Annotated in this window: 22 protein-coding genes; 11 read left to right on the plus strand and 11 right to left on the minus strand. The window is 70.8% G+C overall.

Translation table 11 applies throughout. The annotated features are described in order from the left end of the window. The first annotated feature begins 49 nt into the window (after positions 1 to 49). Positions 50 to 913 (plus strand): haloalkane dehalogenase, encoded by an 864-nt coding sequence (locus ACIBG4_RS38970; protein ID WP_397207237.1) that lies wholly within the window; start codon positions 50 to 52, stop codon positions 911 to 913. 29 nt (positions 914 to 942) lie between these two features. On the opposite strand, the gene ACIBG4_RS38975 is transcribed toward ACIBG4_RS38970, so the two are convergent. After that, positions 943 to 2,379 carry an MFS transporter gene (locus ACIBG4_RS38975; protein ID WP_397207239.1) on the minus strand — a complete coding sequence of 479 codons (1,437 nt, stop codon included), beginning with the start codon at positions 2,377 to 2,379 and terminating at the stop codon, positions 943 to 945. Positions 2,380 to 2,423: 44 nt separating this feature from the next. Next, positions 2,424 to 3,107: an NAD(P)H:quinone oxidoreductase gene (wrbA, locus tag ACIBG4_RS38980; RefSeq protein ID WP_397207241.1), complete on the minus strand. Its 684-nt coding sequence runs from the start codon at positions 3,105 to 3,107 to the stop codon at positions 2,424 to 2,426. Positions 3,108 to 3,200: 93 nt separating this feature from the next. Between wrbA and ACIBG4_RS38985 the strand changes: the two genes are divergently transcribed. From ACIBG4_RS38985 to ACIBG4_RS39010, 6 genes are all read left to right on the plus strand, one after another. Continuing rightward, positions 3,201 to 3,698 (plus strand): MarR family winged helix-turn-helix transcriptional regulator, encoded by a 498-nt coding sequence (locus ACIBG4_RS38985; RefSeq protein WP_397207243.1) that lies wholly within the window; start codon positions 3,201 to 3,203, stop codon positions 3,696 to 3,698. Between the two features lie 85 nt (positions 3,699 to 3,783). Beyond that, positions 3,784 to 5,019: an NAD(P)/FAD-dependent oxidoreductase gene (locus ACIBG4_RS38990; RefSeq protein ID WP_397207245.1), complete on the plus strand. Its 1,236-nt coding sequence runs from the start codon at positions 3,784 to 3,786 to the stop codon at positions 5,017 to 5,019. A gap of 22 nt (positions 5,020 to 5,041) precedes the next feature. Next, on the plus strand, positions 5,042 to 5,995 hold the full coding sequence (locus ACIBG4_RS38995) for a sigma-70 family RNA polymerase sigma factor (RefSeq protein ID WP_397207247.1): 954 nt from the start codon (positions 5,042 to 5,044) through the stop codon (positions 5,993 to 5,995). A 124-nt stretch (positions 5,996 to 6,119) separates the two neighbouring features. Then, on the plus strand, positions 6,120 to 7,325 hold the full coding sequence (locus ACIBG4_RS39000) for an alpha/beta hydrolase family protein (protein ID WP_397207249.1): 1,206 nt from the start codon (positions 6,120 to 6,122) through the stop codon (positions 7,323 to 7,325). Between the two features lie 151 nt (positions 7,326 to 7,476). Then, positions 7,477 to 7,971, plus strand: coding sequence for a hypothetical protein (locus tag ACIBG4_RS39005; protein WP_397207251.1), 495 nt, complete (start codon positions 7,477 to 7,479; stop codon positions 7,969 to 7,971). Beyond that, positions 7,968 to 8,303 carry a hypothetical protein gene (locus ACIBG4_RS39010; RefSeq protein ID WP_397207253.1) on the plus strand — a complete coding sequence of 112 codons (336 nt, stop codon included), beginning with the start codon at positions 7,968 to 7,970 and terminating at the stop codon, positions 8,301 to 8,303. The genes ACIBG4_RS39005 and ACIBG4_RS39010 overlap by 4 nt, the downstream gene beginning before the upstream one ends. A gap of 5 nt (positions 8,304 to 8,308) precedes the next feature. On the opposite strand, the gene ACIBG4_RS39015 is transcribed toward ACIBG4_RS39010, so the two are convergent. Together ACIBG4_RS39015 and ACIBG4_RS39020 are read right to left on the minus strand one after the other, a co-directional pair. After that, positions 8,309 to 8,614, minus strand: a complete 306-nt coding sequence (locus ACIBG4_RS39015) for a DUF1905 domain-containing protein (RefSeq protein WP_397207255.1) — start codon at positions 8,612 to 8,614, stop codon at positions 8,309 to 8,311. Between the two features lie 17 nt (positions 8,615 to 8,631). Further along, complete coding sequence (locus ACIBG4_RS39020; RefSeq protein WP_397207257.1) at positions 8,632 to 9,003, minus strand: VOC family protein; 372 nt, start codon at positions 9,001 to 9,003, stop codon at positions 8,632 to 8,634. Positions 9,004 to 9,175: 172 nt separating this feature from the next. On the opposite strand from ACIBG4_RS39020, the gene ACIBG4_RS39025 reads away from it, so the two are divergent. Further along, a complete protein-coding gene (locus tag ACIBG4_RS39025) occupies positions 9,176 to 10,195 on the plus strand; it encodes a sigma-70 family RNA polymerase sigma factor (RefSeq protein ID WP_397207260.1) in 1,020 nt (339 codons plus the stop codon). A gap of 27 nt (positions 10,196 to 10,222) precedes the next feature. Here ACIBG4_RS39025 and ACIBG4_RS39030 read toward each other — a convergent pair whose 3' ends face one another. From ACIBG4_RS39030 to ACIBG4_RS39040, 3 genes are all read right to left on the minus strand, one after another. Further along, a complete protein-coding gene (locus tag ACIBG4_RS39030; RefSeq protein WP_397207262.1) occupies positions 10,223 to 10,825 on the minus strand; it encodes a TIGR03086 family metal-binding protein in 603 nt (200 codons plus the stop codon). A gap of 169 nt (positions 10,826 to 10,994) precedes the next feature. Next, the gene (locus ACIBG4_RS39035) at positions 10,995 to 11,321 is read right to left on the minus strand and encodes a branched-chain amino acid transporter permease (RefSeq protein WP_397207264.1); all 327 of its coding nucleotides are present in this window, start codon (positions 11,319 to 11,321) and stop codon (positions 10,995 to 10,997) included. Further along, the gene (locus tag ACIBG4_RS39040) at positions 11,314 to 12,021 is read right to left on the minus strand and encodes an AzlC family ABC transporter permease (RefSeq protein ID WP_397207266.1); all 708 of its coding nucleotides are present in this window, start codon (positions 12,019 to 12,021) and stop codon (positions 11,314 to 11,316) included. Before ACIBG4_RS39040 ends, ACIBG4_RS39035 begins: the two co-directional genes overlap by 8 nt. A 164-nt stretch (positions 12,022 to 12,185) precedes the next feature. Here ACIBG4_RS39040 and ACIBG4_RS39045 point away from each other — a divergent pair, with 164 nt between their 5' ends. From ACIBG4_RS39045 to ACIBG4_RS39055, 3 genes are all read left to right on the plus strand, one after another. After that, positions 12,186 to 12,629 (plus strand): Lrp/AsnC family transcriptional regulator, encoded by a 444-nt coding sequence (locus ACIBG4_RS39045; RefSeq protein WP_310711365.1) that lies wholly within the window; start codon positions 12,186 to 12,188, stop codon positions 12,627 to 12,629. A 165-nt stretch (positions 12,630 to 12,794) separates the two neighbouring features. After that, positions 12,795 to 14,288: an MFS transporter gene (locus ACIBG4_RS39050; RefSeq protein ID WP_397207268.1), complete on the plus strand. Its 1,494-nt coding sequence runs from the start codon at positions 12,795 to 12,797 to the stop codon at positions 14,286 to 14,288. 347 nt (positions 14,289 to 14,635) lie between these two features. Then, the gene (locus tag ACIBG4_RS39055; protein ID WP_397207270.1) at positions 14,636 to 14,956 is read left to right on the plus strand and encodes an STAS domain-containing protein; all 321 of its coding nucleotides are present in this window, start codon (positions 14,636 to 14,638) and stop codon (positions 14,954 to 14,956) included. A gap of 59 nt (positions 14,957 to 15,015) precedes the next feature. Here the strand turns inward: ACIBG4_RS39055 and ACIBG4_RS39060 are convergent, their stop codons facing one another. From ACIBG4_RS39060 to ACIBG4_RS39075, 4 genes are all read right to left on the minus strand, one after another. Then, the gene (locus ACIBG4_RS39060; protein WP_397207272.1) at positions 15,016 to 20,841 is read right to left on the minus strand and encodes a hypothetical protein; all 5,826 of its coding nucleotides are present in this window, start codon (positions 20,839 to 20,841) and stop codon (positions 15,016 to 15,018) included. A 6-nt stretch (positions 20,842 to 20,847) separates the two neighbouring features. Continuing rightward, positions 20,848 to 21,147 (minus strand): hypothetical protein, encoded by a 300-nt coding sequence (locus tag ACIBG4_RS39065; RefSeq protein ID WP_397207274.1) that lies wholly within the window; start codon positions 21,145 to 21,147, stop codon positions 20,848 to 20,850. Next, entirely contained in the window at positions 21,144 to 21,527 is a 384-nt protein-coding gene (locus tag ACIBG4_RS39070) for a YbaB/EbfC family nucleoid-associated protein (RefSeq protein ID WP_397207276.1), read from the minus strand. Before ACIBG4_RS39070 ends, ACIBG4_RS39065 begins: the two co-directional genes overlap by 4 nt. Before the next feature lie 231 nt (positions 21,528 to 21,758). Then, the gene (locus ACIBG4_RS39075; protein ID WP_310711358.1) at positions 21,759 to 21,965 is read right to left on the minus strand and encodes a cold-shock protein; all 207 of its coding nucleotides are present in this window, start codon (positions 21,963 to 21,965) and stop codon (positions 21,759 to 21,761) included. Positions 21,966 to 21,981: the final 16 nt, after the last annotated feature.

The following is a 21,981-nucleotide window of genomic DNA, read 5'->3' on the forward strand; positions in this document are numbered from 1 at the left end:
CGCCGTTCCAGCCTGCGTCTGAAACCCACATCCCAGAAGGAATCCCCTCATGCCCACGATCGACGTCCTCGACTCGACGATTCACTACGAAGACCACGGCAGCGGAGCCACCGTCGTCTTCCTGCACGGCAACCCCTCCTCCTCACACATGTGGCGCAAGGTGCTGCCCCTGGTCGGAGCGGGACGGCTGATCGCGCCCGACCTGATCGGCATGGGCCGCTCGGGCAAGCCCCTCGGCGACTACCGGTTCGCCGACCACGCCCGCTACCTCGACGCGTTCTTCGACGAGCTCGGCCTGGACGACGTCGTGCTCGTCGGCCACGACTGGGGCGGCTCGCTCGCCTTCGACCGGGCGGCCAGGCACCCCGATCGGGTGCGCGGCCTCGCCTTCTTCGAGACGATCGTGCGTCCGATCGCCTCGAACGAACTCTCCGAGCAGGCGCGCGCCCGTGCCGCGAAGCTGCGCTCCACCGAGGGCGAGTCCCTGATGCTCGACTCGCACTTCCTCATCGACACCGCCTACACCGGGGGCGTGCTGAACCCGCTCAGCGAGGAGGAGCTCGACCTCTACCGGGCGCCGTACCCCACCCGGGAGAGCCGTCGCCCGCTGCTGAACTGGACTCGCTCGCTGCCGATCGACGGCGACCCCGCGGACGTGACCGCCCGGATCGACGCCTACGGCACCTGGCTGGCCTCCAGCCAGGACGTCCCCAAACTCCTGCTCACCTTCGACTCCTCACCAACCCTCCTCGTCACCCCGGAGGTCGCCGCCTGGTGCAAGGACCACATCGCCGGCCTCCAGATCGAACACTGCGGTCCAGCCGGTCACCACGCCACCGAAGACCAGCCTGAAGCGATCGCCGCGGCGATCTCCACCTGGCTGGACCAGCAGAACCTCCGCTCTCATCGTTGAGAGGCTCCAGCCGGTACGGGGGCCTTCGTTCAGTTGGGCGTCGTGGGCCGGCGCCGGGGCAGCAGCAGGCTGGTCGCTGCGATGGCCAGTCCGAGTCCGGCCGCGATCAGGAAGACGCGGTCGTAGCCGGCGGCGAGGGCGACCGGGGAGCTTCCGCCGGCCGCCGTCTGGGTGGCGGCGGTGGCGAGCACCGCCAGGCCCAGCGATCCGCCTGCCTGGCCGGCGGTCTGGGCCAGGCCGCCGATGGCTCCCGCGTCGCGGTCGGGTACGTCGGCGGTGGTGGCGGCCATGAGGGTGGGGAAGGTCAGTCCGATGCCGGTGGCGATGAGCAGGGTGGGTCCGAGGATGCCGACGAGGTAGCCGCTGTCGCTCTGGGCCTGGGCGAGCCAGCCGAACCCGGCCAGGAAGCAGGCGCTGCCGGCCAGGATCAGGGGCCGTACGCCGGTGCGTGGCAGCAGGGCGGCGGCCGATCGCGCGATCACCATGAACATCACCGCCGCGGGGGTCTGCCCGAGCCCGGCTTGAAGCGCGCCGTAGCCGAGGACGTTCTGCAGGAACAGCGAGGTGAAGTACCACATCGCGATGCCTGTCCCGCCGAACAGCAGCAGCATGGCGTTGCCGACGGCCACCCCGCGGATGCGTAGCAGCCGCAGGGGCATCATCGGGTGGGTGGCGAAACGTGCCTCCACCACGGTGAAGACGGCGAGCAGGAGCAAGCCGGCCACGGCCGGCACCAGGACCGGCGCGGACGTCCAGCCGTGGTCGGTGCTGTGCATGATCCCGTAGATCAGCGCGGCCAGCCCTGCCGTGCCGGTGACCGCGCCGACGATGTCGAGGGTCTCCCGTCGGGCGGTTCGAGTGCTGGGCAGCGCCCTCATGGCTGCGGCGATCAGTGCCACGCCGATCGGCACGTTGATCAGGAAGACCCACCGCCAGGACAGGCCGGTGGTGAGGGCGCCGCCCGCGACGGCGCCGGCCATTCCGCCGACACCGCCCGCGGCCGACCACGCGCCGAACGCGCGGGCGCGCCGGCGGCCCTCGGTGAAGCTGGTGTTGATCACGGCCAGCGTCGCCGGGGCGAGCAACGCGGCTCCCACGCCTTGTGCGACGCGGGCGGCCACCAGGACCTCGGGAAGGGTCGCCAGGCCGGCGACCAGGCTTGCGGCGCTGAACAGCACCAGTCCGCCGGTCAGGATACGGCGCTGGCCGAACAGGTCGGCGGCTCGGCCGCCCAGCAGCATGAAGCCGGCGAAGGTGAGCAGGTAGCCGTTCACCACCCAGGCCAGGCCGGCGGGTGCGAAGCCGAGATCCCGGTCGATCGAGGGCAGCGCGACGTTCACGATGGAGGAGTCCAGGATCACCATGAACTGGCAGGCGCACACCAGCGCCAGGATCAGCCACTCGGGGCCGGTACGTGTTCCGGCCTGGTCCCTGATCACGGGGGACGCGGAAAGTCGCGAGGTCACAAAAGTCTCCTGAGGGCGGGATTCGGTCGAGGTGACGGCGCCACTCACGCGGTCCGGAGGGTGGTTGCGGACTCGGCCGCGCGGGTGTCCCCGTCCCCGTCCCCGTCGGTGCCGGTGACGCCGCTGCCCGCCAGCAGCCGGATCGCGGTCCGGGCCAGCCGCTGTCCCTGGTAGCGGGCGGCGTCCAGCGCCGCGCCCTTGAGGTCGTCTCCGGTCGGTCCGGTCACGGCGGAGACGCCGTAGGGGTTGCCGCCCGCGGCGTACACGGCGGGGTCGGTGAACCCGGGCGGGACGATCAGCGCGCCCCAGTGGTAGAAGACGTTGCCCAGCGACAGGATCGTGGCCTCGCTGCCGCCGTGCCGGTTGTACGCCGAGGTGAAGGCCGTCACCGGCTTGTCGGCCAGGCCGCCTTCCTGCCACAGCCCGCCGGCCTCGTCGATGAACTGCTTGAGCTGCGCGGCCGGCGCGCCGAACCGCGTCGGCGTCCCGAACGCGAACGCGTCGGCCCAGGCCAGGTCCTCGACGGTCGCCTGGGTGATCGACGTGGTCGCGTCGGCGTGCCGCCGCCACTGCGGGTTCTGGTCGATGGCGCTGTCGGGCGCCAGCTCGGCGACCCGCCGCAGCCGCACCTGGGCCCCGGTCGAGGCGGCGCCTTCGGCAACGGCCTGGGCGAGGGCGTGCACGGTGCCCGTCGCGCTGTAGTAGATGACGGCGACCTTCGCGGTCATGTCGGCTCCTGATGGTTGCGTAGGATTAGTTATGCGAATAACGTTATCCGCATAATAGTTATGCGCCTAACGAACTTGTCAAGGGGAGCGTCCGTGGACTTCGACCAAGCCGACACCATCAACCAGGCCATCCGTCTGCTGACCCTGCGTCACCGGGCCAGGGCCGCCGAACTGCTGGCCCCCCTCGGGCTGCACCCCGGCCAGGAGGCGCTCCTGCTCGAACTCGCCCGTACCGGCCCGATGATCCAGGCCCAGCTCAGCGAGGCGCTCTGCGTCGAGCGGCCCAGCGTCACACTCATGGCCCGCAAGCTCGAAGCGGCCGGTCACATCCGGCGCAGCCCCGCCCCCGATGACCAGCGCGCCACCGTCGTCGAACTCACCGACGGAGGCAGATCCCTGACCGAGGAGGTCAAGCGGCTATGGTGCGCCCTGGCGGAGGAGACCCTCGCCGGCCTGCCCGCCGAAACAGTGGCAGGGCTACCCAGCCTTCTCAAGACCCTGACGTCCAACGTCGACACCAGGCGCCCCCACAATCGCCACGCCGCCTCGGCGTCGCGAGCGTCGTCGGACGGCACTCCTCCCGTTCTGTGACCCATGCCACATGCAGTTCCTGTCAGCAATCGGGGCGCCGTTCCGCTCAACTCAGCGGGAGCAAGCGAACCGACAGGAGCACCACATGAAGCACCGCATCGTCGTCCTCGGCGCCGGCTATGCCGGGGCCTACGTGGCCGGGAACCTGGCCCGCCGGCTGTCCCGGGCGGACACCGAGATCACCGTGGTCAACGCGGTGCCGCACTTCGTCGAGCGGCTGCGGCTGCACCAGTTGGCGGCCGGCCGGGAGATCGAGGCTCAGAAGCTCGCCGACGTCTTCGCGGGCACGGGCATACGGCTGCGCCTGGCCCGGGTCACCGACGTCGACCCCGAGCGCCAGGTCGTCGCCGTGGCCGACACTGACGGCGGCGGCGAGCTCGGCTACGACACCCTTGTCTACGCGCTCGGCAGCCACGGCGCCGGCCAGGGCGTCCCCGGCGTGGCAGAGCACGCCTTCGATGTCGCCGCCCGGCCCTCGGCGCTGCGCCTGCGCGAGCGCCTGGACAACCTGGACAGGCAAGGTGAAGGCGGGAGCGTGGTGGTCGTCGGCGACGGGTTGACCGGCATCGAGACCGCCACCGAGATCGCCGAATCCCGGCCCGGCCTGTCAGTGGCGCTCATCGCCCGCGGCGAGCTGGGCGCCCGGCTCTCCGCCGCAGCCCGCGGCCACCTGCGTCAGGCCTGTGACCGGCTGGGCGTCACCGTCCTGGAGCACACCAGCGTCGAGGCCGTCGAGGCGACGGGGGTGCTGTGCGCCGACGGCACCGCCCCGGCGTCCGACGCGACCGTGTGGACGGCCGGGTTCGCGGTCAGCCCCATCGCCGCCGCCGGCGGGCTGGAGGTCACCGAGAACGGGCAGATCGTGGTCGATCGCACCATGCGGTCGGTCTCGCACCCGAACGTCTACGCCGCCGGTGACAGCGCCTACGCCATCGGCGACAACGGCCGGCCGCTGCCGATGTCCTGCGCTTCGGCCGGCTTCACCGGCGGGCAGGCGATCGCCGCGATCGTGGGACACCTGACTGGCCGCAAGGTCCCACACACCAAGCTGGTCTACTCCTACAACCACATCAGCCTCGGGCGGCGGGACGGGATCCTGCAGATGGTCGACGACGAAGGGCAGGCAAGGCCGAAGTACGTGGGTGGCCGGAAGGCCGCGCGGATCAAGGCGGGCATCCTCAAGGTCTCGCTGTGGGCCAACTCGCACCCGACCTTCGGCCTGCCCAAGCGCAGGCGCCGCCTGGCCGCCACGCCGGGCGCGTCCCCCGAGAAGGCGACCGCCTTCACGCCGGACGCGGCCGCCGAGAAAGCGGTCGCCTGACCGCCTCCCAGGGTTGATCCGCATGGACGCCACCGCCACTGATCGCTTCGACACCGGTCGGTTCGAGGCCAGCCGGAACCGGCTGGCCTCACTGGCCTACCGGCTGCTGGGCTCGGCAGCCGACGCCGAAGACGCCGTGCAGGATGCGTTCCTGCACTGGCAGGCCGCCGACCGGCAGCGGATCAAGGTGCCGGAAGCATGGCTGACGAAGGTTGTCACCAACCTGTGCCTCGACCGGCTCCGCTCGGCACAGGCTCGCCGCGAACGCACCGTCGGCGCCTGGCTGCCCGAACCGCTCCTCGACGGCGACCCGATGCTCGGCCCGGCCGGCACCTTCGAGCAGCGTGAATCGGTCTCCCTGGCCGTGCTGACTCTCATGGAGCGCCTGTCACCCCACGAACGGGCCGTCTACCTCCTGCGCGAAGCGTTCTCCTACAGCCACGCCGAGATCGCCGAGATCCTCGACATCACCGAGTCCGCAAGCCAGCAGCACCTCCACCGGGCCAGGCGCCGCATCACCGCCGCACGCCGCGGCGGCGGCGAGATCGACCCCACATCGGCCCGCAGGATCGTCGAGGAATTCCTCGCCGCTGCCTCCTCGGGCCGCACCGAACGGCTGGTGGAGCTGCTCACCGACGACGCGACCGCGATCTCCGACGGCGCCGGCCTGACCGAGAGGCTGCTGCGGTACGACACTCCGCAGCGCATCGCCGCCATCGTCCGGGCCGGCTTCAAACCCACACCCGCGAAACGGCGACTTGCCGGCGGCACGTCCGCCGTCCACTACGCGCTCGTCAACCGCGCCCCCGCCATCCTCTTCGTGCCCGGCGACCAGGTCGTCGGGGCCGTGACATTCGACATCACCAACGGCAGGATCGCAACCGTGCGCGGCATCGCCGCCCCCACCCGCCTCGCCCGGCTCACCGAAGCCTGGCGGCAGCACGAACCGGACAAGCCGCTCATCACCCAGTGGTGACCCGACGCCGACACGCCACCGCAGTCACCGCTGCCCGGCCCGCCCCGACCCTGACGAAAGTAAGGGCTCGACCCGGCCTTTCGGGCATGTCGGGCATGGCGCCGTCATTCCTACAGTGCTGCACATGATCAGAACTCGACGCAACCCCGCAGCCCTCCTCCTCGCCTTGGCACTGGCCCTCCCGGTGTCGGCCGCGGCGGCCGCCTCGACGTCCTTGCCCGCAGCCGCCTCCTCCACGGGGACCTCCGACGTGCGCTTCGCGATCCCTCGCCCCACGGGCCAGTACGAAGTCGGGCGCGACACCCTGCATCTCGTCGACGTCGGCCGCCGCGACCCGTGGATGCCCGCAGCCGGCGCACGCGAGTTGATGGTGTCGATGTACTACCCGGCTCGCGCCGGTGGGAGCGCCGCGCCGTACATGACCGTGGACGAGGCTCGCCTCCTCCTCAAGGGGCAGAAACTGGACACCGTCTTCAAGGCCGAGCAACTCGCCGGTGTCAGCACGAACGCACACGTGGGCGCCCGCCCCGTCGGCGGCAGGCACCCCCTGGTGGTGCTTTCCCCGGGATTCTCCCTCAACCGCGCCACCCTGACCACGCTCGCCGAAGACCTCGCCTCCAAGGGCTACGTCGTCGCCCTCGTGGATCACGCCTACGAGTCGTTCGGCACGACCTTTCCCGGCGGCCGCACCCTGACCTGCGTCGCATGCGAGACGGTGGAGAAGGCCCCCTCCGATGAGGCGGAGAAGGCGCTGATGGCCAAGGCCGCGGTCAACCGGGCAGCCGATCTGTCCTTCGTCATCGACCGGCTGACCCACCCCGCACGGTCCGCGCCCGCCTGGAAGCGCTCGCGCATGATCGACCCGCGCCGGATCGGCGCCGCCGGCCACTCGCTCGGCGGCAACGCCGCAGCGAGCGTCATGGCCACCGATCAGCGCGTCAGCGCCGGGGTGAACCTGGACGGCTCGTTCTTCGCCCCGGTCCCGGTCTCCGGCCTCGGCGAACGGCCGTTCCTCATGCTCGGCACCAAGGCCCAGCACTCGCCCGGCTCCGCCGACGCCACCTGGCCGCGGGACTGGCGACGCCTGGACGGCTGGAAGCGCTGGCTGACCGTGGCCGACTCCGGCCACTTCACCTTCATCGACCTGCCCATCCTGGGCGGGCAGGCCGGGATCACCGACCCTGCCGCGCCCCTGTCGGGCCAGCGGTCGGGCGAGATCACCACCGCGTACGTGGGCGCCTTCTTCGACCAGCACCTCAACAGCGAGCACCAGACCCTGCTGGACGGTCCCTCCCCCACCAACCCGGAAGTGACCTTCCAGAACCCCTGAGGCACGCGCCCGGAGCCAGACAGTCGGCTCCGTACATGCCCAGTGCCGGTCACGGCCGGGCGAGGCGACCCCGGACGCGCCACTCCCGACCTTCAGGGTGCCTGAAGCTTCGACTAAGCTTCAGGCAAGCTGAAGGTAGGAAGGAACGCCCATGGAACATGTCCTGTTGTCGGTGCACGTGCTCGCGAGCATCGTCTTCGTCGGAGGGTCGGCCGTCGCCGTGAGCCTGTTCCCTCGGTACGCGCCGATCGCCGTCGCCGTCCCTGCGGGCACCGGAGGGGCGGACTCGGTGGGGGCGGACTCGGAGGGGGCGGAGCCAGAGGTGCGCAACCGCGCGGTGGCTGTCGCGCTGCACCGCGTCACCGGGGGCTACGCCGCCTTCGGGCTGATCGTGCCCCTGGCCGGGATCGCCCTGGCGACCCTCCAGGGACGGATGGGCGAGATCTGGATCACCGTGTCCATGCTGCTCACAGCCGTCGCGGGCGGCCTGCTGGCCACGCAGATCCACCCGCGCCAGCGCGAGGCTCTCCGCGCCCCCGGCGACGGCCGGGCGCTGCGCACGCTGTCCATGCTCGCCGGTGTCTACAACCTGGCGTGGGCCGTCGTCGTCATCATCATGATCGTCCGCCCTGGCTCGGGCCGATGAGCGCGACCCCGGCCGGCGCTGCCGGGATGAGCGCGGCGCACCTGCGCGTGCTGCGTCTCGCGTCCGGCGTCGAGGCGCTCTCCCTGGCGACGCTGCTGGTCAACCTGCTCACCGTCCACGCCGAGGCGATCACCACGTTCGGCGGGCCGCTGCACGGCATGTCGTACCTGGTCGTCATCGGCGCGGTCTCGATGGCGCCGGCCGCCGCCGGCTCCGGAGCGCGGTGGCGCGCCGTCGTCCCCGGCGTCGGCGGGCTGCTCGCCCTGCGGCGCCTGCGGGGCCGCCCGGCCCCGTCGGACGCCGCCCCCGGCCTGCCGCGTCAGGACGGCTGAGGCCGTCACCGGGTACGGCTCAGCAGGCGGACGGTGACGATGTCGCCCGCATCCTTGCCGATCGCGCGGCGGACCTCGGCACGGACCGGCAGCTTGTGAATGCCGCCGCCCATGGCCATGAACGAGCTCTCGAACGGGTGACCGTCGATCGTCGCCCGTACCTTCACCAGACCCCGGGTCCCGAAGAACCCGGCCGACTCGGGCCAGACGACGTAGGTGTGGCCGCCCTTGGCCGGGCTCTTCTGCAGCGTCGCGGTGAACTCCTGGTCCAGCGCCTGCGGCTCGTCATGGAGCCGTCCGGTGTCCGCCATCGTGGGTCCTTTCCCGTTCACTGGACGATCTCGAGGCCGTTGCCGTCCGCGTCTCGGAAGGCGAACATCGGCGGGATGCCCTCCCACCGCAGCAGCTCGCCGACCGCGACACCGTGCGCGGCCAGCTCCTCGTGGAGGGACGCGGCGTCCGCCGTCGTGAGACGGATCCCGGTCTCGACCCCGGTGCTCGTACGCTCGCCCGCCGGGACCAGGGCGATCGTCGTCGCCGAGCCCGGAGGCGCCACCTCGATCCAGCGCCCGCCGAGCCGCCCCACAGGGACGTCCACGCGCTTCTCCAGGCCCAGCAGGCCCACGTAGAACTCGACGGCGCGGTCCTGGTCGGCCACGGGAACCCCGATGGTCCTGACGCCGGTGATGACGATGCTCATCCGCTCGCTCCCCTCGCTCCGGGCCGATGCCTCTCACCGTTCCCGCTCTCTGTACGAACGGCTACGCCCGTTGACGACGTTCGGCGAGCCGATTCGCCGAACTTCTTTCGCCCACCACGAGTGGTGCGGCGCGTCGCGGGGGGCTCCCCTGGATGAGGCAGAATCGTGGCTCGTGAGCGAGGTTTCCGCAGATGACCTGACATGTGCCCGGCAGGGGGACGGCGACGCGTTCGGCCGGCTCGTGGAGCCGCTGCGCCGGGAGCTGCACGCGCACTGCTACCGCATGCTCGGCTCCGCGCACGACGCCGACGACGCCCTTCAGGAGGCGCTGCTGCGCGCCTGGCGGGGGCTCTCCCGTTTCGAGGCCCGCGGCTCGCTGCGCTCCTGGCTGTACGCCGTCGCCACCCGCGCCTGCCTGGACACGATCGAGGCGCGCGGCAGGCGGGCGCTGCCCGTCGACCTCGGCCCCTCCAGCGACCACACCGTCGTGGACGCCGCCCCGCGTGACGACGTGGCCTGGCTCGGCCCCTACCCCGACGCGGCGCTGGGCGACGGCCCGCTCGGTCCCGACGCCCGTTACGAGCAGCGCGAGGCCGTCGAGCTGGCGTTCGTCGCGGCCCTGCAGCACCTGCCGGGCAACCAGCGGGCGGCGCTGCTGCTGTTCGAGGTGCTGGGCCTGTCCGCCGCCGAGATCGCCGCCACGATGCGGACCTCGACCACGTCGGTCAACTCGGCGCTGGCCCGGGCCCGCAAGGTCATCGCCGACCGGGTGCCGGCCCAGAGCCAGCGGCAGGCCGTGCGCAAGCTCGGCGACGCGCGGCTGCGCGACCTGGTCGCCGGGTACGCGGCCGCGATGGAACGCGGTGACGCCGCGGCCCTGGCGGCGCTGCTCACCGAGGACGTCACCTGGTCGATGCCGCCGCTCCCCCACTGGTACCGGGGCGTCGAGGCGGTCATGGACTTCGCCGTCCAGGTCCCGCTGACCCGCTGCGGCTCGTGGCGGCACCTGACGACCAGCGCGAACGGCCAGCCCGCCGTGGCCTCCTACCTGCGCAACGGCGGCACCGGGCCGTACCGGGCGTGGTCGTTGAACGTGCTGACCGTCCGCGGTGACGCCATCGCCGCGATCACCTCGTTCCTCGGCCCGGAGCACGCCGCCCTCCTCGGCCTGCCCGGGGCCCTTCCCGGATGACTTTTGGGAGGGAGACCGTACCCCTCGTCAGGGGGCGGGCGGCGTCCAGGCGGGGTCGCGGCCGGTGAGGCCGAGCAGCCGGTCCATGAGTGGGGCGTCGCCGGGTACGGGCACCGGCGGCCCGAACAGGCCGGGACTGCCCTGCGGAGATCCGGCGGCGACGGCGCTCACCCACGTGTACGCCTCCCGCAGGGCCTCCGCCAGTGCGGGCTCCTCGCCGGGGTAGGGCTGCCCCGTGGCGACGGCCACGTCCCAGCCGTGGATGACGACCTCGTCGACGGCGGCGGCCCCGGCGACCTCGGCCGGCATCCGGCCGCCGCCCACCTCCGCCGTCCCGCTCCACGCCGACGGAGCCCGCCACGCTCGGGCCAGCTCGTCGAGGCGGGCCGGGATGCGGTCACGCCAGTCGTCGCCCAGCCGCGACGCGTCGGGCGTCCGGGCACGGCCGCCGTCCTCCAGCGGCGTCTTGGTGGCGGCGGCGGTGAACGCCACGCAGAGACCGTCGATGTGGTCGAGCAGCTCGGCCACGGTGATGCCACCGGAGGGCGTCGGGGCGGAGAGCCGGTCGCCGGGCAGGCTCCGGATGATCGCGGCGAGGGCGTCCGTCGCGGGCCCGAGGTCGGCCGTCATCGCCGCACCACGTCCATCAGGGTGCGCGTTTCGTGGCGTACTGCGGGAAAGCTGACGGGCTCTGCGGGCATGAGGCCTCCTCGTCGCTCCGCCAGCCCGGCGTCCAGCTCCGGAGCGTCCTCCACCCTATGGCCGAGGACGGTGGGGCTCAACGCACATGACCATGAATTCAGAAGGCGTTGACGAGGACGACGTAGACGGCGGTGCCGATCCCGACGCTCAGGATCGTGCGGCGGCCGAAGGCGAGGTGCACGCCCGCGGTGACGGCGACCGCGAGCAGCGCGTACGGCATCGCGCGTGGTTCGGCGGAGACGGTGCCGTGCAGGGCGGTCACCGCGAGGATCGCGAGGATGCCCACCGGCATCCACACGGCCAGGTTCCGCACGACGGCGGAGCTGTGCAAGGTGCGCAGCAGGGCGAAGGGGACGGCGCGCAGGGCGAAGGTGATGGTGAAGACGATCGCCAGGACGGCGACGAGATAGGAGATGCTAGGCATCGACGGTCTCCGGGGTGGGCTCCTGGGCGGGCTGCCGGACGGGCTCCTGCGCCGGGCGGCGGGTGGTGAGCGCGTGGCGGGCCAGCAGCAGGGCGACGAACAGCAGCAGCGCGGTGAACATGGCGGCGCCCGGAGTGACGATGAGGGCGACGGTCACGCTGGCGCCCGCGAGCAGTGCCGGGGCGATCTCACGGCGGGAGCGGAAGGCGTCCAGCGTGAGCACGGTGAACAGGGCGCACAGCGCGAATTCCAGCCCCTTGACCGGCGCGGGCAGCGCCGTGCCGATGGCGACGCCGACCAGCCCGCCGCCCACCCAGTAGGCCTGGGAGGAGAGCTGCATCGCCAGCAGCCGCGGCGCCGAGCGCTCCGCCGCGGGCAGCGAGGCGCTGACGGCGTAGGCCTCGTCGATCATCGCGTAGATGGAGTACGCCTTCGCCAACCGGCCCCTGACCAGGTGCAGAGGGAAGGAGAAGGCGTAGAAGACGTGCCGGAAGTTGACCACCAGAACGGTCAGCGCGACGGCGGCGAGCGGCGTGACGCTCGCGATCATGCCCACCAGCAGGAGTTCGAGGGATCCGGCGAACGCGGCCAGTGACAGGGCGGGGGTCAACCACCAGGGCAGGCCGGCCTGGAGGATCAGCAGGCCGAGGGCGATGCCGAGCGGGAAGATCCCCAGACCTGCGGAGAACGAGTCGCGCACTCCTGCGACGATCTGCTGCCTCCGGGTGATCGGAGCGCAGCTGAGCGCAGGTGTGGCGATATGGGGCCGAACGTTCGATTGCACCCCTCTATGGTCTCGCAGAACCCTCGCCATGTGGTTGCGAGTATTGCGCTCAAGCGAGCGGCTACGGCAATGTTCGAGACATGGATGCGGTGGACAGAGCAATTATCGCCGAGCTGGAGCGGAACGGACGGCTGACGAACGTCGAGCTGGCCACGCGGGTCGGGCTCACCCCCGGGCCGTGCCTGCGGCGCGTGCAGCGGCTGGAGGCCGAGGGCGTCATCCGCGGCTACCGGGCGGTCATCGACCCCGCCTCCGTGGGCCGCTCGTTCGAGGTCCTGGTCGACCTCACCCTCGACACCCAGGACGCCGAGACCGTCGAGCACTTCGAGCAGACGTTGGCGCGGGCCGAGGCGGTCGTCGAGCTGCGCCGGCTGTTCGGCAGTCCCGACTACTTCGCCCGCGTGGCCGTCGCCGACCTGGCCGCCTACGAGGCCTTCCTCAGCCGTCATGTCATGACCATCCCGCGGATCAGGAACGTCACCTCGCACTTCACGATGAAGAACGTCAAAGTCGCCACGGGGTGAGCTCAGGTGCGCGGGGCGGACCCGGCGTGAGATTTCCGTAACGCCGTCCGTAGCCGGTCAGCAGGGGTTCATAACCGGTCGTCGCCAGGGTGAGGTCAACCGACCGGACGGGCGCGGTGTTCTCCCACCGCACCGTCCGTCCCTCCCTCCCCTGGAGCCACCCTCATGGCCGCCGCCCCGAACCGCTGGTGGGCACTGCCCGTCGTGCTGGTCGCCGTCTTCATGACGACGCTGGACTTCTTCATCGCCAACGTGGCCGTCCCCTCGATCAGGACCGGGCTGCACGCCGACGGCTCCGAGGCCCAGCTCGTGATCGCCGCCTACGGGCTGGCGTACGCCGCCGGGCTGGTCGTCTCCGGCAGGCTCGGCGACCTGTACGGGCCGCGCCGGGTCTTCTCGGCGGGCCTGGCGCTGTTCACGCTCGCCTCGGCCGCGTGCGGGGCCGCGCCGGCCGCCTGGGTCCTGGTGCAGGCCAGGGCCGTGCAGGGGGTGGCCGCGGCGCTGCTCGCCCCGCAGGTACTGGCCCTGCTCGGCGGCCTGTACCAGGGGGCGGACCGGGCCAGGGCCTTCGGCTGGTACGGCACGGCGGTGGGGCTGGCGGGCGTCAGCGGGCAGGTGATCGGCGGGCTGCTGATCGCGGCGGACCCGTGGGGGCTGGGCTGGCGGGCCTGCTTCCTGGTCAACGTGCCCCTGGGCCTGGCCGCCCTCGTGGCGACCGCGCGCGTCCTCCCCTCCGCACCGCCTGTCCGACCGGAGGACGGGCCCACGGCCGGCGCCGGGCGGGGGCTGGACGTGGCCGGGGCGGGGCTGGTCGCCGCCGGGCTGGTGGCGGTCGTCCTGCCGCTGGCTCAGGGGCGCGAGCACGGCTGGCCGGCGTGGACATGGCTGTGCCTGGCCGCCTCGGCTCCCCTGCTCTGGGCGTTCGCGCACCGGCAGCGCCGTCTCGCCGCGGCGGGGCGGCAGCCGCTGCTGGACCTCGGCGTGTTCCGGGAGAAGGGGTTCGCGGGCGGGCTGGTGGCGGTGGCGCTGCTGTTCGGCGGCTCGGCGGGGCTGTCGTTCGTGCTGGCGCTGTACCTCCAGGAAGGGCTCGGGCTCGGGCCCGCGGCGGCCGGGGCGGTGTGCACGGCGCTCAACGGCGGGTTCCTGGCCGCCTCCGCGCGGGGGGCGGCCATGGCCGGGCGCCTGGGAGCGCGGCTGCCCATGGCCGGAGCCGCCGTGCTGCTGCTCGGGCTGCTCCTGCTCGACCACGCCGTGGCCGGACACGCCGGCGCCGCCTCCGGGGGCGGGGCGGTGGCGTGGCAGATCGCCGGAGCGCTGCTCGTGACGGGCGGCGGGATGGGGCTGCTCATGCCGCCGTTGCTGTCCACCGCGCTGGCCCGGGTAAGGCCGGCGCTGGCCGGGGCGGCGGCGGGCGTGCTGGGGACCGTACAGGAGACAGGGGGCGTGCTCGGCGGCACGCTCACCGGGACGGTCCTGCTGGGCTCGCTGGAGTCGGGGTGGGGGCCGGCCGCGCGGGCGGGGCTGGCCGTGCCCATCGCGTGCGCCCTCGGCGTGCTCGCCATGACCGCGCTGACCTGCCGGCACACCCCGGCGGCTCGCGCGGCGTCGCGGCCCACCACCACCGGCGGGGCCGGGTCAAGAACGAACACGACGCCATGACCTGCGCAGACGCCGGGGCAGCCGCGCACGGCGGACGGACCGGAGTAGACTCGGGCTACCGAGGACTTTCTTGTGCGTTGGCAGTGGGCCGGCGTCGCCCACGGCGATAGAACACTTGGGGCCCCGTGCATGAGGGGCTTGGACGGGCAGGCGATCATGCCGCCGGCGCTTCTCACTGCTCACGACCCGCTCAGCGGCGCGGGCGCACCACGCTGCGCATCGGCGTGCACGCCTCTCCTGCGGATCGTCCCACCCGACGCCGCCCGCGGTCGCTAGCCGCCGGCCCGTGGCCTGGGTGGCCGCCGGGCGTCCCACACGTGTTCTCTGTGCTGTGACAGGAGGCTTCCATGCGCATCTTCTCGCCGGCTCGTCCGGGCAGAGCCGGTCCGGTGACCACCATCGTGTACCTGACCGGCGAGATCGACATCTTCACCGGCGAAGCCCTCCGGCGGCGGCTGCTGCGCGCCCTGCCCGGCGAGGGCGGCCGGCTCGTCGTGGACGTGTCCTCGGTGTCGTTCTGCGACGCCTCCGGCCTGGGGGTCCTGGTCGACATTCAACGCCAGGCCCGTTCGCGGGGAGTCGCGCTCGCCCTGCGGGCGCCGCGCCCGCACATGACCAGGCTGCTACACATCACCGGTTTGCACCGCAGCCTCACAGTCGTACCGTAATCGCGCTGACCTGCCGCCCAGCACGTCGAGCAGCGCGGTCAGGTGGGCGCGGGTGAGGTTCAGCGCGTGATCATCCCGGGATGCGCGGCGTCGAACTCGGCGAGCCCTTCAGGGGTGAGCCTCAGGTAGAGGCCGCCGGGAACGTCCACCACCAGAGGCGTGCCCTTGCCATGGAGCACGATGGAGATGTCCAATTCGAGATACGTGTTCTCGTGCTGCTTCTCCAGGAAGTTGCGTTCGATGATGTCGGCGTTCCGCGATCCGGCTTCGTCCGCCGTCTTGGTGCTGCCACCGATGCCGCCGAAGCCCAGATTCCCATCGGTCGATCCGGCGGACCCGCCTCCTCGGACCCCCTGGCCCCGGCCACGCTCCTGGCCGTGCCCGCTGGTGGTCATGGTCTGCGCGTAGACGCGTTGCTTGACCAGCGCGCTGGTGATCTCGTGGGCCCCGTTGACGTCGATCCCCACCTTGCCGATCCCGGGAATCTCGTAGTCATGCGCGAGCAACTGCTGCAGATGGGCGCGCATGGTCCTTTCCTTGGTGACCTCGGCAAGGGACATGCCGGCCGGGCTGGAGAGCTCGAATCCGTTGGGCCGGTCGGCCAGCGAGGGCACCTCCGCCCGGAGCTTCGGCGGTACCGCGGCCATCGGCGCCCATTGCTCCACCAGTGTGGCGGCCGGGAACGCGACCTGGCTGACGTCTCCCTTGGGGACACCCTCCCTCAGGGTGGTGGACATGGCGTTGGGCCCTGCCGTCTCCGCCCATCGCGGGTCCGCGGCGACGACCGGCGTAGGCGCCGCGACCGGGGTGCCCTGCGGCACCTCCGTGGTGAGGTGTCCCGGCACCAACACGCCGAGCCCGCCGTTCGCGACCGCTCTGGACGTCGAGACGACCCCGACATGCCTGTCGAAGAGCCTCCCGGCTCCGTCGTGTCCGGTTACCTCGCCCACCTTGAGCACCATCCTGCGGGCCGCGCTCTGCATGGGTTCCAGGACAGGGCGGACCGGGACGCGCTCAAGCGTGATCTCGTAGGCGACCGGATGCCTGAACTCCTGCGGGGCTTCGCGTGTCTGGTAACGGTTGATCTCTTTCACAGCTGTTCCCTGCGCGTCCGCGGTGTGGGAGTCGCGATGGTTCGCGTACCCAGCTTCGCCTCCCCTGAGATCGCCGTCCGAAGACTGCAGGTAGCGCGCGAGCACCTCCGCGCCGTGGTCCGAGCCCACTTCGCGCACCCTCAAGTCGCCACCGAGGCGCTCGCTGCGGAGCATCAGGCCGGTGTCAGGACGCTCACCGACGTGTACTCCGTCACCGATCTCGGCGGTGACCCGGATACCCACGCGTTCGGTGACTCGGCCGTGTTCATCTGTGACGAACAGCCAGGATGACACTCCGTTTCCGCGAAGCTCCCCCAATTTCGTACCGAGCGCGCCCTGGCCGTAGTGGCCTCGCAGGTGCTCCGCCACTGGGTGGTTCGTGAACTCCTGCTCCGGGAAGAGAAGGCCATCGTCGCGGAGCATCTCGACGATCTTCGGGAGTACGGCATGCGCGTCGAGATGCTGAACGGAGGCGGTGTTCATCGCCGCCTCGGGCGCGGCGTAGGCGCGGGCCGTGTCCCCCGCCTGCTGGGCGGGCTCCACCGCCTCCGGGCCGTCCAGTCCGTGACGGCGTGCCACCTCGTCCGGAAGGACGAGGTCCATGATCTCCTGCACCCGGACGTACGTGGTCGGGCCCCGTTCGACCGTTTCCCCGCTGGTTCTGGTCGGTGTCACCTCCAGAACCAGGTCCGCGCGGTACCAGTGCGAGGTGCTCCCATCTGCGTAAGTGACCCGGGCTACGTCGCTGCCGCCCAGATAGGAGCTCTCCTGCGCCATCCGCTTCGAGGTGCCATGCACACCCGCTCGCGCCACGACCTTTCGCTTGGTTCCGCTGGGCTCCTCGTCTCCTCGCGTGTGACCCGCCGACTCCCCATCGCTGCCGAGGGTGACGCGCAGACCGGTACGGGCGTGCCCGCCCAGGGACTGCCTGCTGCGCTCGCTGTTCGTCATCCTCGAGTTACTGTTCGAGTAGCTTTCGAGCTCTACTCCGTTCTCCGACTTGACGTGCTCCAACCCGGCCACGTGCGCCTTCACGTGCACATCGTGCCGCGATCCCCCTCGCTCGGAGACGGTGTAGTACAGGCCGTCAGGGTGAGATGTGATCATGGTTTCCAGCCTGATCACGTCAGTGGCGGTTTCGAACACGGGCGGTACGTCCAGACGCTCCGCAGGCACCGGCAGTCCCGCCCACCTGGAATATGCCTCCGCCACCGCCCGAGGCAGGTCAGGCATGGCACCCAGACGGACGATGGCGGACAGCTCATCGTCACGAGGACTCCATGCATCACGGGGCGGCTCGGTCGACGACTCGATACGTCCCAGCTGCGCGACGTCCTGCGCGAGCACCGGCGCCTCCGGCAGGTGGGCATACGGTACGAGGAACTCCGCCTTGCTGCCGTGCACCTCCCACGACGCGTTCGTCACCTCTGTGCCGTTTCGCGAGGTCCTCATCCTGACGTCGAAGGAGAGATCCCGCGTGATGGTGAAGCCGCCACTGGTCTCCGTGCGGTCGTACCTCGTGTTACCGGCGGAGAAGCCGACACTCTCCGCCTTCGTGCCGCTCCCGGTGAGAGCCAGGTTCACCGGGTCGACCTTCAACCCGTCGTTCACCTCGGCGCGCGCGACACCACGCACCTCCCCACGGCCTGCGACAGAGGTCTCCCGCTGGCTGGTGTTGGTCTGCGACGTGATCCTGCGCTCGTTCACCGTCATTTCGGTCGAGCCGACCTCGTGCCGCCGGCCGAGAGAGCCCTCGGCCAAGATCTCGACGGTGTAGCCGCCGATCGTCTTCTCGTACCTGATCCCGTGTAGAGCATGCGTCAGGTCGGCTTCCAGGGCCACGCCCCCGAAGCGGCTTTCGATGTCCCGCATGATCTGCCGCCTGATCCCTTGCGGGAGGTCGGGCAGTGCCTCGTCGACAGCCCGGCGGATCTCCGTGGAGAGGAGCGTCTCGGAGTGGACGCGGACGCCGCTGCCCAGTCCTGTGCCCCGCCCGGCCGCGAGCGTCTCAGGCTCCAGCACGTGCGGGTCGTAGCCACCGTCCGGATGCTCGCCCCGGGCCGGATCTTCACCATCCGGTTCGCTCCGCACGAGCTCCCTACGTACGTCGTCCACCTCCCGGTGGAGATCGGCGAGTTTCCGCTGGATTGCGTTGAATTCGCCGGGCGGCCGGAGATCGTGCCCGAAGATGTCCTGCTCCATCCGGGGCGCGTCGCGAGCCGGTATGAGCAGCTCGGCCTTCACCCCGACCTCGAACGTGCCCATCTTCTCGGTCTCGACCCGCAGCACCATGTGGGCGTCGTACATGGTGACGTCACGGACCTGGGTCAAGACGGTGTGGTTGCCGTGTGCCCTGTTGGTGCCCGCCACATGGTCCGTTCCGAAGCCGAACCCGCCAATGGCCCGGGCGACGACCTCCGACCCGCTCCCCAGGGCCACACCTATCTTGCCACCAGCATGAACGTTGAGGCTCGCGCCCTGCCGATGTATCGTCCCCTCGCTCTCGCGCCGTCCCATGTCGTCCCGGAACATCGTCTCGATCGGTGGCCGCCCGCTTCCGTCGACAGGCTCGATCCGCGTGATCCGGCTGGTGATCTGGACAGAGTCCTCCGCTGATCGCAGCGGGGAGCTCTTGTACCGGACCGCCTCGGAGGCGGCCCCGCTCGACAGCATCGACTGGCTACGGTTCTTCATTCCCTGCTCGCTGAGCACCGTGGACGTGAGGTGCTCAATGATCTTGACCACCTCACCGGCGGGCACACCCGCCGACAGCGCCCGACGCTGCACCTCCAGCACAAGGGGCGTGACGTCCATCCCGGTGATGGAGATTCCGTGATCACGGAACTTGTGCTCAGCTCCGATCGGAACCTCGTGGCGGGGAAGCGGCGGTGGGTGGTCGGCGGGCAGAAGCGGCCCTTCCCGGGTGAACTGCCGAGGGAAAGGGAGGGTCACTGACAGTTCGGGGACTGCCGCGGTTTCTGTGACCATTTCACCGTTGCGGTAGATGTCGAGGGAGATGCCCGCGGCGAAGTAGTCGTGCACCGGGGAAACGGCCTTGTGACCGCTGATGACCTCGATGCCATTCGTGTGGGTCGTGCGGAACGTACTGCTGATGCCCGCACGAGGCAGGGCGCTCGCCTCAGCCTCGTCCGGCGAGTGGTACAGCCCTCTCATCAGACCCGCGCTCCGATCCAGGGAGGAGGCCCGCGAGGACTTGCCCTCCACACCATCCCCGCCGAAGGCGACCGGCTTCTCGGGCGCCAGGCTCGGGTGCTCCACGTGCCTGAACTCACTCGGCCTCAGCTTGAGGTAGACGACATCGCCACCGACGCCGAGCGCCACGCCCCTTTGGAGGCGGTCGGTCCATGTTTCGCGGTTGCCGTCGGAAAGCACCTGCGTCAGCCAGTGGCGAATCGCAGCTCGTTCCCGCGGGGTGACACCTTGGACGCCGTCGGACACAGCCTGAGCCGTCGCCCTCGAGTCTCGCGGGACCTTGACGTCGTGTACGGCCGTTTCGCCCATGGCGCCGATCTCGACGGTACGAGGTGGATGGACCTCGGGCTTGTCCATACCGGCCGACGCCTCAAGCCGCTTCCAGGTCGGCGAACCATCAGGCCGCAACCCCGCAGAGGGGTACGCGACAGGCTGCGGCATCTCCGTGTTGGAAGCCAGACGAGGCGCGGGAAATTCGGCCTGTGAGAACAGCGCGTCGGGGCCCTTCCAAGCAGTCGACCTGATGGCCTCCTGGTTGTGTCGCACCGCCGCCAGGATCGTTTCAGCGTCGGGCCCGGGTACGCGCTTGAGGCCGGCGTCCGAGCCGGACGGAGGATGTTCGGACGGAGGATGTTCGGACGGAGAGGTCGGGTGAGGCGAGGGCGAGGCGTCGGCACCATGTGGCAGGGACCCGGCCAGGTGCTGCCCGTCCGCACCGAGCGCACTGGACGTGATGCCCTTCGCCAGCACGTCCCAGCTGAAGTTCCCCTGGGCCAACAAGGTCCCCGCGGTCGTGATCCCGCCGGTCACGGCATACTGCGCGGCCTGCCCGTACAGGGACGAGCTGGCCGCGGCCAGCAGCTTCTCGGCCGTGGACATCTCGGCCCTGGTCAGGCCGGCCCGCAGGGCCTGCGAGGCCAGCCGGTTCAGCCCGCCGGAGAGCAGCCCCATGAGCGCGCCCATGGCACCACCGGTCAGCGCCGAGATCACGAGCTGGGGAACGTCGATTTCGTCTCTGCGGCCCTTCACCATCTGCAGGATCTGGACGCCCATGTCCATGCCGGCCACGATCCCGGCGAACAGCGCCATGTTGCGCAGGCACTGCCTGGCGATCTGCGCGACCGTCATCCGGGCAATCTGTAGACGTGGTGGGATGAGCGCCAGACTCGCCCCGCCACTGGCCAGGGCCGCGCCCAGCAGATACACCAGTTGCGCGATCAGCAGCCAGACCGTGATCTCGATCATGTATTTGGTGTACTGGATCTGCACTCCCACGCCGTTGAGCGCGACAGCGGCCTCCACGAGTCGTTTGACCACCGTGGCGACCTGACCGCCGACCACCGTGTTGACGTGGGCGGCGAAGGCGAGGTGGGCCTCCCCGTCCCAGTCGGCGCCGATCTTGGCTGCGCTTCCCGGCTGCTCGGCCTCCGTGCCCTCGACGAGCCGGTACGCGGCGCTCACGCACGCGTCGGCCAACCGGAAGCAGCCGGCCTCGTCCCCTTCCGGCCAGTCCATGCCGACCACCCAGCCGATGTACGGCTTGGCGAAGTCGGGTACGAGGAACCCGTCGAAGCCCACGGAAGATCAGCTGCGCTCGACGGAGGGTGGCTCCGTCCCCTCGTAGGTGCGGGCGTTGACGTTCAGCCCTGAGGCGACACCCTCAAGCTCGTCGATGTGCGTCTTCAGGGCGTCGAAGATGCCGCTTTCGATCGCGGGCAGCTTCTTGGCCAGTTCGGCGCCGTACATGTCGTGGCCGAGCGTGTTCCTGTCCCGGTCGAAGGCGGCGCGGAGGTCGGCACGCACCTCCTCCGCGTCGTGCGCGAGCTGGTCGTAGGCCTTGGCCCGTCGGCGCAGCGCCTCGAACCGCACGAAGTAGCCGCTCACGGGGCCGGCTTCACGGGGCTGGGGAAGAACGCGTCGAGCATGTCCCGCTCTCCGAAGACCTCCTGGTACGGCATGCCCTCCGGCATGAGTGGCTCCAAGAGCTGCTTGCTCTGCTCCGAGACCGCGGCGGTGGCTTTGCCGGCCTGCTGCATGATCGCGTCGGCCAACTGCGAGGGGGACAGGGTGCGATACGCCCGGGGGCTCAGCTCGATGCCGCGTAACTGACCGTTGCGGCCAACAGTCACGCTCACCATCCCGTCCGTGGAACATGCCGTGTGCTCCGTGGCGGAGAGTTCTTCGTATGCCTCGCGAATACGCGCCAACTGCTGATTGATCTCACCAGCGAGCCTTCCGATCTCGCCCTCGAACGCATCCGTCACAGAGGAACCTTTCGTCCGTCTAATGCCGGTTGGCATCTTACGGTGCCTCTTCGCGAAGCTTCAAACGAGCTGTAAGGTTTGCCGGCGGCGCAGGGGAGATCACGTACAGCGACCGGCACCCTGACCCGCTGGTGTGGCGGTGAACGCAGCCCACCGGACCCGGCCGGACACGCAAACGAACCGGGGCCCGCACCAGTGAAGGTGCGAGCCCCGGCTCGGGTGTGCCCTGGGTCAGGCGGGAACGATGTTCTCGGCCTGCGGGCCCTTCTGTCCCTGGGTGATGTCGAAGGCCACGCGCTGGCCCTCACGCAGCTCGCGGTAGCCGCCCTGGGAGACGATGTTGGAGTAGTGGGCGAAGACGTCGGCGCCGCCGCCGTCCTGCTCGATGAAGCCGAAGCCCTTTTCCGCGTTGAACCACTTCACGGTTCCGTTAGCCATGTCGATCTCCTTCTGG

This window comes from Nonomuraea sp. NPDC050383 (assembly GCF_044459125.1).
In the GTDB taxonomy this organism is placed as follows: domain Bacteria; phylum Actinomycetota; class Actinomycetes; order Streptosporangiales; family Streptosporangiaceae; genus Nonomuraea.